Consider the following 18,734-nt stretch of genomic DNA (forward strand, 5'->3'; position numbering starts at 1 on the left):
AAGGCACTACAGGAAAGAATCTTTACTATTCAAAAGCGAGCGTCAGTCTTACATGATCGCAAGGGCCGCGCAAGCCCTTCGGCGAGGTTGAGGGGACCAGGAAATCATGCCGAAAGAGGGCCTTGCGCCCCCGACAGGGAGGTGTAACACTGACCACCCAGAACTAACTGAAAGGTTTCTTTCCAGAAAGGAGCCTTTCCGCAAGCCCGCCCATCTGGGCACATATGCACCGAGCGGGCTTTTCCCACCTATTTTTCCCGCGCGATCGCGTGCGTCACGGACCGCGGCCGGCAGAGGAGCCCCGAGTGTTCCAGTCAGAGACCGTCCCGACAGGCCAGCCGGGGACCGAATATCCCCTGTCGCACGGCCAGCGGCGGCTCTGGTTCCTGCACAGGCTCGATCCCGGCGACGCCGGTTACAACACCTCCTATGTTTACAGGGTGAAAGGTCGTCTTGACAGGGACGCCCTGGAGGCCGCCTTCACCGCGGTGGCGGCCCGGCACGAGAGCCTGCGGACCCGCTTCGACGAGGTGGGCGGACAGCCGACGGCGATCGTCGAGCCGCCCGCGCCGGTGACCGTCGAGCGCCTGCGCGCCCGCGACGACTCCGAGGCCGCCGCGCTGGTCGCCACCCTGACCAACACGGCCTTCGACCTGGCCGCGGCCCCGCCGTTCCGGGTCTCGCTGGTCGAGCTCGGCCCCGACGAGCACGTGCTCTGCGTGGTCCTGCACCACATCAACGGCGACGGCTGGTCGCTGAACGTGCTCCGCTCCGAGGTCGCCGCGCACTACGGCAGCCGGGGCGCCGCTCCGCTGCCCGAGGCACCGCTGCAGTACGGCGAGTACGCGCGCTCGCTGCGCGTCTCCGAGCCGGAGCTGCGCTGGTGGACCGAGCGGCTGGCCGGGGTGCCGGTCCTGGAGCTCCCGGCGGACCGTCCCCGTCCCGCCCTGCGGAGCGGGGCCGGGGCCGAGGTCGAGTTCCACATCACCCCCGAGACCACCGCCGCGATCGGCGCCCTGGCCCGCCGCGCCCGCTGCACGCCCTTCATGGTGCTGTTCTCCGCCTACCAGGTCCTGCTCCACCGCCACACCGGGCAGGGCGACTTCTGCGTGGGCATCCCCTCGGCCGGCCGGGGCCGCACCGAGCTGGAGAACATGATCGGTTTTCTCTCCACCACGCTGGCCCTGCGCTGCGACCTGTCCGGCGACCCCACCTTCGAGGAGCTGCTCAGGCGCACCCGCCGGGTCGTGCTGGACGGGCTCTCCCGGCAGGAGGTGCCGTTCGAACGCCTGGTGGCCGACCTCGACCTGGAGCGGGACCTCAGCCGCACCCCCCTGTTCCAGACGCTCTTCGCCCTGCACACCCACGGCGACGAGGCCGACCCGCTGCCGGGACTGGAGGCGGTCCCCTTCCCCAACGGCTGGTCGCAGGCCCGGCTCGACCTGTCGATGGACATCTACCCCGACGCCGACGGCCTGCTGACGGGCGTCGTCATCTACAGCACCGACCTGTTCGACCGCGCGACCGTGGAACGCCTCGTCGCCCGCTTCCAGGAGCTGCTCGCCGCCGTCCTGGAGGACCCCGGCTCGCCGGTGAGCGCCCTGCGGATGCTGCCGGACGCCGAGCTCACCCTGCTGCGGGAGTGGAACGACACCGCGGCCGGACTGCCCGAGGTGACGCTGGTCGACCTGCTGCTGGAACAGGCCGCGGCGACCCCCGACGCGGTCGCGGTACGCGCCGCGCCCACCGGTCCGACCGGTCCCACCGATCCCACCGACCCCGCCGGTCCCGCCGGTCCCGCCGGTCCCGGGCAGGCGCACGCGGCGCCGGGGCGCACCGGGCTGACGTACGCGGAACTGGCCGGGCGCGCGGCCGAGCTGGCCGGGAGGCTGCGCGCGGCCGGGATCGGGCGCGGCTCACTGGTCGCGGTCCGGATGGAACGCGGCGCCGACATGCTCGTCGCGCTGCTCGGGGTGGCGATGAGCGGCGCGGCCTACCTGCCCGTCGACCCCGACTACCCCGAGGCCCGCGTCTCGTACGTGATCGAGGACTCCGCGGCGGCCCTCGTCCTGACCGCCCTGGACGACCTCCCCCCGGCCGGCGCCGAGGCCGCGCCCCGGACGGCGGACCGGCCGCTCCCCGACGACACCGCGTACGTGCTCTACACCTCGGGCTCCACCGGGCGCCCCAAGGGCGTGGTGGTGCCCCACCGCGCGCTGACCAACTTCCTGCTGGCGATGCGCGCGCTGGTGCGGTCCTCGCCCGGGGACGTGTGGCTGGCGCTGACGTCGCTCTCCTTCGACATCTCCGCCCTCGAGCTCTACCTGCCGCTCGTGACGGGCGGCAGGGTGGTCGTCGCCGACGCCGAGACGGCCCGCGACGGCGCCCGGCTCGCCCGCCTGGTGCGGGAGGAGGGCGTGACCCACGTCCAGGCGACGCCCTCGGGGTGGCGGGTCCTGCTGTCGGGGGACCTGCCGCGCGTGACCGGGCTGACCGGCGGTGAGCCGCTCCCCGCGCGGCTCGCCCGCGAGCTGCGCCCCCGCCTGGGGCGGCTCGTCAACGTCTACGGCCCCACCGAGACCACCATCTGGTCGACGGCCTGGGAGGTGCCCGAGGACCCCGCCGAGATCGTCATCGGTCACCCGATCGCCAACACCGTCGTCCACGTCGCGGACCCCTCCGGCGGGCCGTGCCCGATCGGCGTGGCCGGGGAGCTGCTCATCGGGGGCGCCGGGGTCGCCACCGGCTACCTGGGCCGCCCGGCCCTGACCGCCGAGCGGTTCGTCCCCGGTCCCGGCGGCTCGCGGCACTACCGGACGGGAGACCGCGTCCGCCTCCGGGGGGACGGCGCCCTGGAGTTCCTCGGCCGCACCGACGGCCAGGTCAAGCTGCGCGGCCACCGCATCGAGCTGGGCGAGATCGAGGCCGTGCTGGACGCCCACCCCGGGGTGCGGCAGTCGGTCGCCGCGGTGCGCGGGGACCGGCTGGTGGCCTTCGTCGTCCCGGCCGCGCCCCGCCCCGGCCCCGGAGGTCCGGGAGCGGGCGGCACCGGGGACGAGGAGACCTCCGGCCTGCGTGAGCACGCCGCGCTGCAGCTTCCCGGCTACATGGTGCCCGGCGTGTTCGTCGAGGTGGAGACGCTGCCGCTGACCCCCAACGGGAAGATCGACCGCAACGCGCTCCCCGAGGTGGACCGGGCACCGGAGCGGGACGCGACCGCTCCCCGCACCCCCGCCGAGGAGACGGTCGCCCGGGTCTTCGCCGAGGTGCTCGGCACTGACGGGGTCGGGGCGCACGACGACTTCTTCGCCCTCGGCGGGCACTCGCTGCTGGCGACCATGGTCACCTCGCGGCTGACCGCGCTGTCCGGGCGGGAGGTGCCGGTCAGGGAGGTGTTCACGCACCCGACCGTCGCCGGGCTGGCGGAGTGGCTGACGGGCCGGCCGCCCGGACCGGCCACCGGATCCCCGGACGGCTCACGGGACGGATCACCGGGCGAGCCGCGAACCGGGACGAGGCAGGAGGTGCCGGACGGTTCACGGGGCGGGTCGCCGGACGTCCCGTGGACCGGCTCCGGCGCCCCGGTCGTGGAGCCCGGCGCCGGCGGGACCACCGGGCCCCGCCCGAGGCCCCGGGGGACCGTCCCGCCCCTGTCCTACGGCCAGGAGCGGCTCTGGTTCCTCAACCGGCTCGACCCGGACGACGCGTCGTACAACATGTGCCTGGTCAGGCGGTTGCGCGGGCCGCTGGACCGCGGCGCCCTGGCCGGGGCCCTTGCGGGCACGGTCGCCCGGCACGAGAGCCTGCGCACCCGCTTCCCCGAGGTGGACGGCGCACCGGTCGTCGTCATCGACCCGCCGGGTCCGGTGCCCGTCGACGAGGTGAGCGTCGAAGAGGTGCCCGCCGGCACGACGGGCCCCGGCACGACGGGCGCCGGGACCGCCGCCGGGACCGCGCCCGGGACCGCGCCGTCGGGCGAGGCCCGGGCGCTGGAGATGGTCGCGGCCCTGACCAACACGCCGTTCGAGCTGGCGGCCAGGCCTCCCCTGCGCGTCACACTGATCGGGATCGCCGAGGACGACCACGTGCTGTGCGTCGTGCTCCACCACATCCTGGGCGACGGCTGGTCGCTCAACCTCGTCCTCGACGAGGTCGCGCGCCTGTACTCCGGCGACACCGCCCTGCCCCCGGTCCCCCTGCAGTCCGGCGACGTCGCCCTCTGGCAGCGCGGACGCGACCTGGAGGGCCTGCTCGACCACTGGCGCGAGCGGCTGGCCGACCCCGTCACGCTGGAGCTGCCGGTCGACCGGCCCCGCACCCCCGGGGCCGCCAGGCGCGGCGACGTCGTGGACGTCCGGCTGGACGCCGCCGAGGCCACCGCCCTGGTCCGGCTCGGCAGGGAGCACGGCGCCACCATGTTCATGGTGCTGCTCGCCGCCTACCAGGTGCTGCTCTCGCGGCACACCGGCCAGGACGACATCCTCGTCGGCGCGGCCGACGCGGGCCGGGACCGGGTCGGGCTGGAGGAGGTCGTCGGATACCTCAGCGACACCCTGGTCCTGCGCGGCGACCTGTCGGCCGACCCCGTCTTCTCCGATCTGCTCGCCGCGGCCCGGGGCGAGGTCCTGGACGCCTTCTCCCACCGGGGCGTGCCGTTCGAGGAGCTGGTGGCCGCGCTCAGGGTCGACCGCGACCTCACCCGCACGCCGCTCTTCCAGACCATGCTCATCCTGCACACCCAGGACTCCGGGCGGGCCCGCGACACCTTCGCCGGGCTGACCGCGACCGTGTTCGACCACGGCATGCGGCAGGCCAAGCTCGAACTCGCGCTGGAGGCCTGGCAGGACGAGCACGAGCTGATGATCAGCTTCGTCTACGACGCCGAGCTCTTCGAGCGGGCCACGGTCGAGGCGATGGCGGCCCGGTTCCGCCTGCTGCTCACCGCGCTGCCCGCCGCGTCCGGCGAGCGCGTCTCGGCGCTGCCGCTGCGCACCGCCGACGACGACGCGCTGCTCGCGCGCCTGTCCCGGGGTCCCGTACGGCCGCCCGCCCCCCTCGTCCCCGAGCTGTTCGCGGACGCCGTGCGCGACCGGCCGGACGCGGTCGCGATCGGGTGCGGGGACGTCACGCTCGGCTACGCCGGGCTGGACGCCCGCGCCGGCGAGCTGGCCGCGCTGCTGCGCGGACGCGGCGTCGTCCCCGGGGACGTGGTCGGCGTCTGCCTGGGCAGGTCGCCCGACGTCGTCGCGGCCCTGCTCGCGACCTGGCGGGCCGGGGCGGCGTACCTGCCGCTGGACCCCGGCCACCCCGCCGAGCGGCTCGCCTTCATGCTGGACGACAGCGCCGCCCGCCTCGTCCTCACCTCGGCGGACCTGACCCACCGGCTGCCCGGAACCGCCCGGCTCGTCCGCGTGGACGACCCCGCCCCCTCGCCGGGCACCGCCGCCGTCACCGCCTCCACGGCCACCGGCCCCGGCCCCGGCCCCGGCATCGGAGTCGGAGCCGGCACCGATTCGATGACGCCGGACGACGGGGCGGCCTACGTGATCTACACCTCCGGCTCCACCGGAACGCCCAAGGGCGTCGTGGTCTCGCACCGCAACCTGGCCGCCCGCGTCGCCTGGATGCGCGAGGCGTACGGCCTGGGCCCGCACGACCGGGTCGTCCAGTTCGCCTCGCTGAGCTTCGACACCCACGCCGAGGAGATCTACCCGGCCCTGGTGGCCGGGGCGCGGCTGGAACTGCTGCCCGACGGCGGTGTCAGCCTGCCCGACCGTCTCGGCGGGGTCACCGTGCTCGACCTGCCCACCGCGTACTGGCACGCGCTGGTCGACGAGATCGACGAGATTCCCTGGCCGCCGTCCCTGCGGCTGGTGATCCTCGGCGGCGAGCAGGTGCACGAGGCGGCCGTGACCCGCTGGCGGCAGCGCTTCGGCGACCGGGTCCGGCTGGTCAACACCTACGGCCCGACCGAGGCGACGATCATCGCGACCACCGCCGAGCTCGACGGCTCCCCGGGCCGTCCGCCGATCGGCGCCCCGATCTCCGACACCTCCGTCCTGCTCCTGGACGCGGGCGGCGGGGCCGTGCCGCCCGGGGCGCCGGGCGAGCTGTGCGTCGGCGGGGCCGGGGTGGCCGTCGGCTATCTCAACAGGCCGGACCTGACCGCCGAACGCTTCGTCGTGCGCGGCGGGGAACGGATCTACCGGACCGGCGACCGGGCGCGCTGGCGGGCCGACGGGCGGCTGGAGTTCCTCGGCCGCCTCGACGACCAGGTCAAGGTCCGCGGCTTCCGGATCGAGCCGGGCGAGATCGAGGCGCGGCTGCTGGCCTGCCCCGGCGTCGGCCAGGCCGCGGTCGCCGTGCACCGGGAGACGCTGGTCGGCTACATCGTGAGCGGCGCGGGCACCACCGGCGACGCGGGCGGCACGGGTGTCATGGGTGTCATGGGTGTCACGGACGGCGAGAGCGCCGGCGCCACGGGCACGGTCACCGGTGAGGAGCTCGCCACGCGGCTGGCCGCCACGCTCCCCGCCCACATGGTCCCCACGCTCTGGGTGAGCCTGCCCGCCCTGCCCCTGACCTCGAACGGCAAGCTCGACCGGGCCGCGCTGCCCGCTCCCGAGCTCGGACCGCTGACCAGGACCGCGCCGCGCGGCGACGCCGAGGAGCTGGTGGCCGAGATCTTCGGCGAGGTGCTCGGGATCGAGGGGGTCGGCGCCTTCGACGACTTCTTCGCCCTCGGCGGGCACTCGCTGCTCGCCACCCGCGCCGTCGCCAGGCTCCGCGCGGCGGTGCAGGTGGACGTGCCGATCCGCACGCTGTTCGCGCGGAGCACCGTGGCCGGGCTCGCGGCGGCGGTGGAGGAGCTGCTGGTCGCCGAACTGGAGGGGCTCTCCGACGAGGAGGCCGAGCGCCTGGTGGAGACCGGGACCTGAGAGAGGTCACCGTTCCCGCGGTCCGGCCATGAGGCGGCCACGGGGTGCGGTACCCGAACCTTCCGGCCGCCCGGCGGCCGGAGCACGGTCCCGGCGAACGGCGTACGGGACGGAACGAGAGGGGTTGGCGATGGTCAGGGAACGGCTCGCGGCGATGGTGGCCTCGGCGTCCGACGGCGCGGTCACGGCCGACGAGGCGATGACCACCTCGGTCCCGCTGTCCGCGCTGGGGGTCACGTCCCTGGCGCAGATGCGGCTGATCGACGCGGTGGAGACCGAGTTCGGCGTGGAGATCGACCTGTCGGGCGACGGGCTCGACCTGCTCGACGACCTGGACGCGCTGGAACGCCACATCGACGAGGCACGGGGTGCGCGGGGCGCGCGCCCCTGACCTCATTCCTGGACGGGGAGACGACATGAACATCCGGTTCTCGGGGGGCCCTCCGGACACGGCACCGCTGACCTGGGGACAGCGGGCCATCTGGGACACGATCCTGAAGACGGCGCCGGACGACCGCTACTTCAACTTCGGCCGCGTGCTCGCCGTGCCCCGCAGGGCACGGCCGCTCACCGTGGCGCGGGCCGCCGAGGCGCTGGGCGCGCTGGTGGAGCGGCACGGGTCGCTGCGGACCAGGCTGGGCCGGGCGCCGTACGGGAGACCCGGACCGGACGGCGGGCGGACCGGCGACGGGCGAGCCGGCGGCGAGCGGGAAGGCGGCGGAGAGACGGGCGGAGCGCGGAGCGGCGGCGCCGAGCCGTGGCAGGTGCTCGCGACCGCCGGCGCCATCGCGGTCACCGTCTCGGACGGCGACCCCGAGCGGCTGCGCGACGAGCTCGCGGAGACCGCCTTCGACTACGAGCGCGAGTGGCCGCTGCGGGTCGGGCTCGTCGTCGAGCACGGCGAGGTCACCCACATCGTGCTCGTCTTCTGTCACCTGGCCGCCGACGGCCTGGGCGCCGAGGCGGCGATCAGGGACCTGCGGCTGCTCCTGCTGCGCGGCTCCCTGGCCGGGCCGCCGCCGCCCTCCCCGCTGGACCTGGCCCGCTGGCAGTGCTCCGAGCCGGGCCGGAAGGTCGCCGGGAGCGCCGCCGAGCACTGGGAGAGCGGGTACCGGCGCATCCCGCCGACGATGTTCGACCGGCGGGTCGCCGCACCCCCGGGTCCCCCGATCTGGCGGGCCAGGCTCGTCTCCCGGGCGATGGACCTGGCCGTGCGGCGGATCGCGGCCGTGCACGGCACGAGCACCTCGACCGTGCTGCTGACCGCCGCCTCCACGCTGGCCGGGCGGGTGAGCGGACACGACGTGTGCGCGATGCTGCCGATCGTGGGCAACCGGTTCCGCGGCGACACCGCCGCGGCGGTCACCACGCTCTCCCAGGAGGGCCTGTTCGTGCTGGACCTGCGCGAGGGCGGCTTCACCGAGTCGCTGCGCGCCGCCAGGCCCGCCGCGCTGCGCGCCTACCGCTCCGCCTACCACGACCCGCGCGACCGCGACCGGATCGCCGCGCGGGCCGGCCGGGAGCGGGGCGCGACGATCCATCCCTACTGCTGCTTCAACGACATGCGCTTCGCCGATGTGGTGGACGCCTCCCCGGACGAGCCGACGGTGCGGCGGGCACTGGAGGAGACGACCCTCACCTGGCCGCTCAGCCAGGAGCGGCTCAACTGCCGGTTCTGCCTGCACGTGACCGGTGAGCCCGGCGGGCTGGGCGTCTCGCTCACCGCCGACACCCGCCACCTGCCGCGCCCGGCCATGGAGCGCTACCTGCTGGACCTGGAGTCCCTGCTGGTCGAGGCGGCGTTCCGCGAGGTACTGGAGCCGGTCGGTTGAGCGCCCCCTTCAGGCCGGGGACCGCCGGGCCGCACGACATGCCCGGGGCCGCCGGGCCGCACGCCGGACCCGGACCCGGACCCGAGGCCCGCGGGCCGCACGCCGGACCCGGGGCCGCCGGGCCGCACGCCGTGACCGGATCCGAGACCCGCGGGCCGCGCGCCGGAGAGGGCCGATGACCGTCCACGCCTACGCCGAGTCGACGTCCTGCGCCCTGGGCGGCGCGCTCCGCTTCCACCTGGCCCGGGGTTCCCGTGCCCCGCTGCACGGCTCGGTGCGGGTGGAGGACGTCGCCACGGGCCTGCCCGTGCTCGACGCGGAGTTCACCGGCCCGCTGTGGACGCTCGACGTGCCCGCGTCCTGGTCCAGCTCGCTCTACCGCGCGGTCTTCACCTCCGGTGAGGAGAGCGGCGAGGAGAGCGGCCAGGTCCACTTCGCGGTACGGGCCGCCCGGCCCCGCTCCCCGATCCTGCTGTCGATCCCGTTCCCGACCTGGCAGGCGTACAACCGGGCGGGCATCCCGGGCGAGTCCATCTACTGGACCGAGGAGCCGACCCGGGCCGCGCGCGTCTCCTTCGACCGGCCCGGTGGCGGCCCGCCGCCCGAGCGCTGGGAGGAGGGCATGATCCGCTGGCTGGGGCCGGCCGGTTACGACGTCGACTACTGCTCGGCCCTGGACCTGCACGACGGGCGCGAACTGCTGTCGGGCTACCGGCTGCTGGTGGTCAACGGCCACGACGAGTACTGGTCGGCCGGGATGCGCGACAGGGTCGAGGAGTTCGTCCGCCGGGGCGGCAACCTGGCCGTCTTCTCCGGCAACACCTGCTGGTGGCAGTTCCGCCTGGAGGACGACGGGCGCACCATGGTCTGCCACCGCGACGCGGTCACCGACCCGATGGCCGCCTCCGACCCGGCCCTGACCACGGTCGAGTGGTCCAGCGCGCCGGTGAACCGGCCGGAGAACGGCCTGATCGGGGTCAGCTTCCGGCGCGGCGCCGGGACCTGGGGGCCGTACATGCGCCTCATGCACGAGGAGTCCTACGTCGCCCGCTTCCCCGGGCACTGGGCGTTCGAGGGCACCGGGCTGGCCGAGGGGGACGCGTTCGGCAGGGGCGCGCTCGGCTACGAGACCGACGCCTGCGACTTCGTCGAGGAGGACGGCGTCCCGGTGGCCACCGGCCGCGACGGCACCCCGCCCTCGTTCGTCATCCTGGCCACCGCCGACCTGCGGCACTGGCACCGCTACGGCCAGGGCGGCATGGCCACCATGGGCGTCCTCGGTCTCGGCGCCGGGACCGTCTTCACCGCCTCCACGGTCAACTGGGGCAACACCCTGCACGACCCGGTCGTGGACCGGATCACCCGCAACGTGCTGGACCGCCTCTCGGCGCGTACCGGCGGCTGGGAGAGCATCGGCGACGCCGACGACGGGATCCGCGCGCTGACCGTGTTCGACTCCCTGCTGTACGGCGCCGCCCGGGACGGCTCGCTGCTCACCCGCGCGGTCTCGGGCCAGAACCTGCGCTGGCGCCCGGCCTCCACCGGGGGCACCGGCGGGGGCACCTCGCCCGCGCTGGTCGCCCTGGCCACCCCCAGGGAGGCCACCGTGACCCACCCCATCGGCCTGTACGGGCTCACCGCCGACGACCGGCTCGTCCACCTCGACCCCGAGCGCGGCTGGATCACCCTGGCCGCCGCGCCGCGCGGCGGGGTCGGCCTGGGCATGGTGAACGGCGAGCTGTTCGCCGCCGCCGCGGACGGCCTGTGGCTGCTCGACGCGGCCTCCTCCACCTGGAGCCTGGTCGAGCCCGGCACCGGGGCCGTGGCGCTGACCGCGATGAACGGCCGCCTGTACCTGGCCGACGACGGCGGGCGGATCCGCACGCGGCTGCCGACGGCGACCCCGGCCGGATGGACCGACCTGTGCGACGCGGGCGGCTGCACCGTGCTGACCGGGCACGCCGGCACCCTCGTCGGCACCGGCCCCGGCCGCCCGCTGCTGCGGCGCGTGTCCTTCGGGCAGGAGTCCCCGCCCGCGCGGTGACCCCTGCCGGCCCCGAGGAACCCCGAACGCGCGGCCGCGGGGAACGGCCGGTCCTGCCGGCTCGCGGCGGGGCCGGGGCCGCCGTTCCTCACCGCGCGGCGGAGGTCCCGGTGAGCGCCGGGTAGTCCCCGAGCCTGATGTCCGTGGCGAACATGTCCGTCATCCTGAGCATCGACCACAACAGGAAGCGGCTCCTGAACAACCGGTTCCGCATCCAGATCCCCCGCCGCGTCGCCGGGGCGAGAAAGGGCCCGGCGCCACCCCGCCCGGCCACCTTGGCGTAGCCGCGCATGGCCTCCTCGTACGCGCGGAACGCCGCCCGGTGGTCGCCGCCGGCCTCCACCAGCTCCCCGGCCAGCACGTACGCGCCCACGACGGCCAGGCCGGTGCCGAAACCGCCCAGGGTGTTGCCGTAGGCGGCGTCGCCGAGCAGCACCGTCCTTCCCCTGGCGTAGTGGTCGATCTCGACCCGGCTGATCGGGTCGAGGTGGACGTCGCGCGCCTCCGGCAGCGCGGCCACGATCTCGGGAACCCGCCAGCCCATGCCGCGGTAGGCGTCGGTCAGGATGCCCCTGTGCCGCTGCGTGTCGTAGCGGTCGTAGTCGAGCCGCCCGGAGGCGAAGACGAGGAACACGGGCGCCTTGGGCCCGCCGAGCGCCGCCATCCGGCCGGGCTCGTTGTACATCCCGGCACCGAGATCGACGCCGAGGTCGGCCAGCGCGTAGTGGTACCCGAGGAAGCGCACGTAGTCGGACTCGGGGCCGAAGGCCAGCCTGCGCACGGTGGAGTGGATGCCGTCGGCGCCCACCACGAGGTCGAAGGTACGCGGCGCGCCGCGCTCGAAGGTGACGTGCACGCCGCCCGCCGTGTCGGTCAGCGAGGTGACGGAGTCGCCGAAGACGTACTCGCAGTCCGCCTCGGTCCGCTCGTGCAGCAGGGCGGAGAGGTCACCGCGGAGGATCTCGACGTCGCCGCCGGTGAACGCGGCGGGCAGGGTCGCCAGCGGCCTGCCGTTCGCGTCGACGATGCTCTGGTCGGTCCCGCCGGTCCGGCGCCGCCGCACCTCGTCGAGGATTCCCATCCGCTCCAGCACGACGCGGTGGGTCTCGCCCTTGAAGTCGACGGCCTGGCCGCCGGGACGGAGCGCGGGCGCCTTCTCCACGACGGTGACGGCGTGGCCGGAGCGGCTCAGCCAGTAGGCGAGCGCGGGCCCGGCGATACTGGCGCCGGAGATGAGGACCGTGGTGTTCTTCATGGCCACGAGCTTCCAGGGAGGCGCTGACGGATCGCCTACCGTCGGCTGACGGCCGGACGCCCCCCATGCCGGGTCCCGTCAGCACTGCCGGCACCAGGCGCCCGGCCCACGCGCGGACGGCCTCGGCACCGGGTCCCGTCGGCCGCTCCCGGCATCGGGCGTCGGCCCCGTCGGCCGCTCCCCGCGGCGGGGAGCACTCTCCCGTCAGCCGCCCCCGGCCCCGGGCTCCCCGGGCTCCCCGGGCTCCCCGGGCTCCCCGGGCTCCATGGGCTTCGCGAACTCCGCGAGCACCTCCTCGCGTCGCATCGCGGCACCCCTGGCGTACGCCGGCGCGAACGCCTCCGCCCCGGCGAGGCCGCGGGCGCCCGCGGCGACCCGGGCGACATCGCGGTCACCGGCCACGACCGTCCCGCGCACCGCCACCGCCATGCCGAGCAGCAGGGCCGCCCGCGTCCCCTCCCCCCGGAGCAGGACGGCTCCCGCCAGGCCCTCGACGGCGCCGGCCAGGTCCATCGCCAGGGGCGACCCGCACGCGCGTGCCACCGCCCGGCGATGGTGGAGCAGGGCACCGGCGAGGTCGCCCTCGGCCTCGGCCAGCCGTCCCAGCGCGGTGAACGCGCGCGTCCGCACCGACTCCGCGCCGAAGGCCCCGGGCTCCGTCCCCTCGATCGCCAGGCCGATCCTGCGGCGGGCCTCGACGAGATCCCCCTCGAACCGCGCGATCTCGCCCAGCCCCAGCTGCGTCACGGCGGGCACGCCAGGCAGGCCCGCCTTCCTGGCGAGCTCACCGGCCCGCCGGTGGTCGGCGGCGGCGACGGCGAGATCGCCCTCGCGCGCCAGCGCCTCGGCCCGGTGCCCCAGCACGTCCACGGTCTCCTCAAGGGCGCCGAGCTCCTCCAGCGGCTCCAGCGCCTGCCGCCACAGGTCCCGGGCACGCTCCCACTCCCCGCGCCACCCCGCGACCAGGGCCAGCCAGTCGAGCCCCTGGGCCGTCCCCCAGCGCTCCCCCAGGGCCTTGAAGCGGGCCAGCACCTCCGTCAGGTCCCGCTCACCCCCGGGCGGGTCGCCGCCGAGCACCTTCAGCAGGGCGTGGCCCAGCCCGGCCAGGGCCAGACCCCATGGATCGGAACCGAACAGCCGGTCGATCTCGGGCCCGGAAGGCGGCACCGACTCCGGCGGCCCGGCGGACATGCCCCACAGTGCCTGGACGAAGGGGTACCGCAGCGGCCGGTCCCGCGACCGCATGATCTCCCCGGCCCGTTCCCAGTGCTCGGGAAGCGCCCGCGGCACGGCGTGCGCCACGCACATGACGTACTCCTCCTCCAACCCGGCGAGAGGACGGCCGGTCGCCTCCAGCAGCTCGGCCGCCGCCTCCCCCGCGTCGCCGCGACGGCCGCCCAGCCACCAGTACGCCGCCAGCGCGGCGACCAGCCGCAGCCCCGTCTCCCTGTCGGAACGCACGGCCCAGCGCAGCGCGGCCGTCAGGTCGGCGTGCTCGGCCGAGAGCCTGGCCAGCCACCGGAGCTGCTCGGCCCGGCGCAGGTGAGGATCGGCGCGCCCGGCCAGGTCGAGGAGATAGCGGGCGTGGCCGCCGCGCATGCGGTCCTCCTCCCCGGCCTCGGCCAGCCGTCCGGCGCAGAACAGCCTGATCGTGTCGAGCATCCGGTAGCGGTCGCCGTCCGTCCCGACCAGCGACCTGTCCACCAGGTCGGCCAGCAGCCCGGCGGCGTCCTCCACCTCGCAGACCGCCTCGACCGCCTCCAGGGACGCGCCCCCGGCGAACACGGAGAACCGCCTGGCCAGCACCTGCTCGCCGGGCGTCAGGAGGCCCCAGCTCCACTCCACCACCGCGCGCAGGGTCCGGTGGCGGGCCGCGGCCGTGGGGTCGCCGCGCGACAGCAGCCGGAACCGGCCGTGCTCCGTCAGCCGCGCGGCGATCTCCTCGACGGTGAAGGAGCGCAGCCGCGCGGCCGCCAGCTCGATGGCCAGCGGCAGCCCGTCCAGCGTGGCGCAGATCCGGACGACCGTCTCCACGTTGGCCGGGCGTACCTCGAATCCCGGCCGTACGGCCGCCGCCCGGTCGGCGAACAGCCGCACGGCCGGGCAGGCCAGGGCCGCGGAGGGCGAGGAGTCCGGGGGCGGGGTCTCCAGCGGTGCCAGCGGCACCAGCGTCTCGCCGGTGATGCCGAGCGGCTCGCGTCCGGTGGCCAGGACGGCCAGCCCGGGGCACTCCCCGAGCAGCCTGCGGACCAGGAGGGCGGCGTCGTCGTTCACGTGCTCGCAGTTGTCGAGGACCAGCAGCAGCTCCTGCCCGGCGAGCGCCGCGACCAGGTGCCCGGTGAGGTCGGCCGGGCGCGGCGGGTGGAACCCGGGCTCGCGCAGCCCGAGCGCGCCGAGCACCGCCCTGGCCACCCGGTCACCGCCACCACCGGGCGGGACGTGTCCGCCGGACGAACCCGGGCCGCCGGACGAACCCGGGCCGCCGGACGACGCGGAGCCGTCGAGCGGGGAGAGGTCGGCGAAGCACACCTCGCGCCGCCCGCGCCCGGCCGCCTCGATCGCCAGCCGGGTCTTGCCCGTGCCTCCGGGCCCGGTGATCGTGATCAGTCGCGAGCCGTGCAGCGCGTCGATCCGTTCCAGCTCGCGTTCGCGTCCCACGAAGCTGGTGAGCTGGGCCGCGAGCCCTCGCCGTGGCGGCGCCGGCCGCTCGGCGCGCAGGACGGCCAGGTGGATCGCGGCGAGCTCAGGTGAGGGATCGGCGCCGAACTCCTCGGCGAGCAGCCGCCTGGTCTCCTCGAACACGGCCAGCGCCTCGGCCTGCCGTCCGGCCGCCCGCAGGGCGAGCATCAGCTGCCCCCTGAGCCGTTCCCGCAGCGGATGCGCGGTCACCAACCGCTGCAGCTCGGCCACCGAACCGCCTCCGGGAAGGGCCGACTCCGCCTCGGCGAGGTCCTCCGTCGCCGCCAGCCGGAGCTCCTCCAGCCGGGCCGCCCGGGCCCGCCCGTGGGGCAGGTCGGCCAGCGCGGGCCCGCGCCACAGGCCGAGCGCCTCGCGCAGCGGGCCCGCCGCGACCGCGTGACGGCCCTGCGCCAGCAGCCGCCGCCCCTCGCGGGCCAGCCGTTCGAACCGATGGGCGTCGACGTCGTCGGGATCGGCCGCGAGCCGGTACCCGGTCCCGTGGAACTCGATCACCTCCGCGGGCAGGCTGCGGCGGAGCCGGGAGACCTGGGCCTGCACCGCGTTGGCGGCGGCCGCGGGGGGATCGTCGCCGTACAGGCCGTCGATCAGGCTCCGGAGGCCGACCACGCGGCCCGCGTCGAGCAGCAGCAGCACGAGCAGGGCACGCGGCCGGGGCCCGCCCACGGAGATCTCCTCCCCGGTGGGGGACCGCACCTGCAGGGGGCCCAGAACACCGAACCGCATGGCCCCGATTGTCCCGCACGTCCCCGCGGGGGCGGACGCCCGCACGACAGCGTGAGGTCGCGGTCCCAGGAGACGGGCGACGGCCTTCGGGTTCACCGGCCGGACCGGGGCGGAGGAGGGAGGCGTCCCGGGGAGACGGCCGGTGACAGGGTGCCGGCCGGCACGTCCGCGGCCGTGTCGCCGGGCGACGACGTACCGACAGTTCGATCGTTGACAGTTAGAACTCAAACAGTTAGAGTCCTGACTATGGAAGCACCAAGGCTCACCGGCACCCTCGATCAGGTCCGCTGGATCGGATGGGCTCAGCGAAAGGCCGCCGAGGACTGGGTCCGGGCCCGGGAGCTCAGCTTCGAGCAGGGCTTCGCGCTCGGTTACCTGGCCCAGAACCCCGGCGCGATCCAGCGCGATATCGCGCAGATGACCCGCACGAGCGCGGCGAGCGTCTCGAGCCTGCTGCAGGGGCTCGAGCGCCGCGGCCTCGTCGAGCGCCGCACGAAGGGCGGCAACGAGCGCAGTAAACGCGTCTACGCGACGCCTGCCGGCATCGAGCTCATCTCCGGCTTCGACGCCGCGATGGCCGCCGTCGACGAGACGATCCTCGCCCCCCTGGATCAGGCCGAGCGGACCACCCTGCACGCCCTGCTCGCGAAGATCACTGCGGAACTGCCACAGCCGACCCGATCCTGACCGCGGGCGCGCGGCCCGGTCGCGCGCCCAGGACATCACCCTCACCCCGCCGCGCCGGCGTCCGCCGTCGCGCGCTCGAACCTGCCCGTGAGGAGCCGCGCCCCGTCCGGCGCCGGCGCCACTGACCGTTCGGTCGCCGCTCCAGCCCCGCCTCCGTCGAGGCCACCCGGTCCCACGCGCTCCCGGACCACGACGTCGCCGACGCCAAGATCCGCGCCGTACGCCGTCGCCCGGCGCACCTGACCCAGGCCACGGCCTGTTCCCGCCGTATTCCGGCGGCACCCCCGAACGCGGCCCGGCCGCGCGCCCAGAACACCACCCCGCCGCGCCGGCGCCCGCCGCCGCGCGCTCGAACCTGCCCGGAAGGGGAACAGCCATGAGCGGCACGAACCTCGAATCCCCCGCGAAGGCCGACGCCGTCGGCACCGACCGCTGGTACCTCTCGACCGCACCGATCGTCCGCGCCCTCGTGCACCTCTGCGTGCCGATGGCCGCCGCGATGATCGTCGGCGCGGTCTACAGCCTCGTCAACGCCGGCTTCGTCGGCTCGCTCCACGACACCGCGCTGCTCGCCGCGATCACGTTCGGCACGCCGGTGCTCGGCCTGGTCATGGCGATCGGCGGCGTGTTCGGCGTCGGCGGCGGCACGCTGATCTCGCGACTGCTCGGCGCGGCGGAACGCGAGCCGGCGAGGGCCGCCGAGATCAAGCACGTCTCGTCGTTCGCCGTCTGGGGCTCGGTGATCGCCGGAGTCGTGTTCGGCGGCATCGGGCTGCTCCTGCTGCGCCCGCTCGTGGTGCTGCTCGGCGCGGACGCCACCGCCGTACCCGCGACGAGCGCCTATGTCGCCGTCATGCTCATCTTCGTTCCCGTGTTCGCCGCGGCGTTCTGTCTCGAGCAGCTCGTGCGGGCAGAGGGCGCCGCACGCCAGGTGATGATCGGGATCATCGCGTCCGCGGTCGCGAACGTCGTGTTCGACGCCCTGTTCATCCTCGTGCTGCACTGGGGCGTCGCCGGCGCGGCGCTGTCGATGGGCCTCTCGAACCTCGGCGTCGTCGCCTACTTCGCCATCTGGCTGCGGCGGCACAGCGAGCACATGAGCCTCGCACCGCGTTGGTTCACGCTCTCGCCCGCCGTGGTGAAGCCCGTCCTCGGCGTGGGCGCCGGCGAGTTGTTCCAATCCACTTTCATGATCGTCACCACGCTGGTGCTCAACAACCTCGCCGTGGCCTACGGCGACGGCGCGCTCGCGGCCATGGGCGTCGCGGTGCGCATCGCGCAGGTGCCGGAGTTCCTGGTGATGGGCGTCACGATCGGCGTGCTGCCGCTCCTGGCCTACTCGTACGGCAAGGGCGACAGGAGCCGTTTCACGTCGGCGCTGCGCGCATCCGCGATCACGGTGGGCGGCATCGTCCTGATCTTCTCGGCGACGGTCTTCGTGTTCCGCGAGCAGGTGTTCTCCGCGTTCTCGGCGGACCGCTCGGTCCTCGCGATCGGCGTCACGGTCCTCACGGCGCAGCTCGCGGCGATGATCGTGAACGGATTCACGGGCCTCATCACGTCGCTGTTCCAGGCGGCGGGACGGCCGGTGGCGGCGATCGTGATGTCGGTGGCGCATGGCGTCCTGTTCATCCCGATCGTGCTCATCGGTGATTTCTGGTTCGGGTTGGCCGGCATCATCTGGGCGCTGACCGTCACCGAGGGCATCGTGTTCCTCGTCGGTGTCGTGACCTGGCTCGTGTCCCGTGGCGCGATCGACCGCGGGCTCGCCAGGGGCGGCCCGGAGCGCGCCGGGGAGATGCTCGGGCAGGCCGGCGCCTGATCCCCTGCTCGCGACGCCGCGGGGCTCCTGCCGAGCCGCGTCTCAGCAAGGCGGCAAGGTCAGCAAGGTCAGCAAGGTCACAGGGCGCGGGGACCGTAGAGGGCGGCCGGGGCGCCGACGGTCATGGCCCAGTAGCGATCGCCGTAGGACCAGTGCCACCACTCGGTGGGGTAGTTGACCAGCCCGGCCGCCTCCAGGGCGGTGCCGAGGAGCTTGCGGTGGTGGCGGGCCTCGGGCGACAGGCCCGGGGCGTCGGTGTAGCAGGCGCCGTCGCTCTGCTCGGGGGTGGCGTTGAGCGGGGTGCCCATGTCGAGCTCGGTCCCGTCCTCGGCGCACAACGTCAGGTCCACCGCGGCCCCGGCCGTGTGCGGGGCGATCTCGACGGGCGAGACGTAGCGGCTCGCCGCCGCCCGCAGCTCCCCGGGGGACATCCGCGGGTACAGGGCCTTCAGCTCGGCCGAGTACCCGTCGAAGATCTCCTTCTGCGTCTCCGGCGGCCGGTAGCCCTCCACCACCAGCAGCCGGTAACCGCCGGGCAGCTGCGCCTGCGCCGCCTCCAGCCGGGTCAGCAGCCCGAGCCGCAGGTGGGCGAAGGCCCCGGCGGGGTCGGCGAGCCGCCCGTCGGTCCGCAGCCTCCCCCGTACGTCGACCAGCCGCTCGCCGGACTCCTCGACCGGGATGGCGGCGACTCGGGCATCGGAGATCAGAACGATGTCACGCATGACGGCAATTC

Annotated in this window: 9 protein-coding genes; 6 read left to right on the top strand and 3 right to left on the bottom strand. The window is 75.1% G+C overall.

The window, feature by feature from the left end; genetic code table 11:
• Positions 1–305 precede the first annotated feature (305 nt).
• The 4 genes from AB0G16_RS11090 to AB0G16_RS11105 all read left to right on the top strand — a co-directional run bounded on the left by AB0G16_RS11090 (position 306) and on the right by AB0G16_RS11105 (position 10,814).
• Positions 306–6,938: an amino acid adenylation domain-containing protein gene (locus AB0G16_RS11090; protein WP_362802181.1), complete on the top strand. Its 6,633-nt coding sequence runs from the start codon at positions 306–308 to the stop codon at positions 6,936–6,938.
• A gap of 130 nt (positions 6,939–7,068) precedes the next feature.
• Positions 7,069–7,329, top strand: a complete 261-nt coding sequence (locus AB0G16_RS11095) for an acyl carrier protein (RefSeq protein WP_362802184.1) — start codon at positions 7,069–7,071, stop codon at positions 7,327–7,329.
• Positions 7,330–7,354: 25 nt separating this feature from the next.
• Positions 7,355–8,770, top strand: a complete 1,416-nt coding sequence (locus tag AB0G16_RS11100) for a hypothetical protein (protein WP_362802187.1) — start codon at positions 7,355–7,357, stop codon at positions 8,768–8,770.
• Between the two features lie 175 nt (positions 8,771–8,945).
• Complete coding sequence (locus AB0G16_RS11105) at positions 8,946–10,814, top strand: N,N-dimethylformamidase beta subunit family domain-containing protein (protein ID WP_362802189.1); 1,869 nt, start codon at positions 8,946–8,948, stop codon at positions 10,812–10,814.
• 88 nt (positions 10,815–10,902) lie between these two features.
• Here AB0G16_RS11105 and AB0G16_RS11110 read toward each other — a convergent pair whose 3' ends face one another.
• Positions 10,903–12,069 (bottom strand): FAD-dependent monooxygenase, encoded by a 1,167-nt coding sequence (locus tag AB0G16_RS11110; RefSeq protein ID WP_362802192.1) that lies wholly within the window; start codon positions 12,067–12,069, stop codon positions 10,903–10,905.
• A gap of 204 nt (positions 12,070–12,273) precedes the next feature.
• Positions 12,274–15,492, bottom strand: coding sequence for a BTAD domain-containing putative transcriptional regulator (locus tag AB0G16_RS11115; RefSeq protein WP_362802195.1), 3,219 nt, complete (start codon positions 15,490–15,492; stop codon positions 12,274–12,276).
• A 246-nt stretch (positions 15,493–15,738) separates the two neighbouring features.
• Here AB0G16_RS11115 and AB0G16_RS11120 point away from each other — a divergent pair, with 246 nt between their 5' ends.
• Both AB0G16_RS11120 and AB0G16_RS11125 read left to right on the top strand, forming a co-directional pair.
• Positions 15,739–16,179 (top strand): MarR family transcriptional regulator, encoded by a 441-nt coding sequence (locus tag AB0G16_RS11120; protein ID WP_362802198.1) that lies wholly within the window; start codon positions 15,739–15,741, stop codon positions 16,177–16,179.
• A gap of 376 nt (positions 16,180–16,555) precedes the next feature.
• Entirely contained in the window at positions 16,556–18,001 is a 1,446-nt protein-coding gene (locus AB0G16_RS11125) for an MATE family efflux transporter (protein ID WP_362802201.1), read from the top strand.
• Positions 18,002–18,078: 77 nt separating this feature from the next.
• On the opposite strand, the gene AB0G16_RS11130 is transcribed toward AB0G16_RS11125, so the two are convergent.
• Positions 18,079–18,723, bottom strand: coding sequence for a M15 family metallopeptidase (locus tag AB0G16_RS11130; RefSeq protein WP_362802203.1), 645 nt, complete (start codon positions 18,721–18,723; stop codon positions 18,079–18,081).
• Positions 18,724–18,734 lie beyond the last annotated feature (11 nt).

The organism is Streptosporangium sp. NPDC023615 (genome assembly GCF_040640155.1).
Classification (GTDB): Bacteria; Actinomycetota; Actinomycetes; order Streptosporangiales; family Streptosporangiaceae; genus Streptosporangium.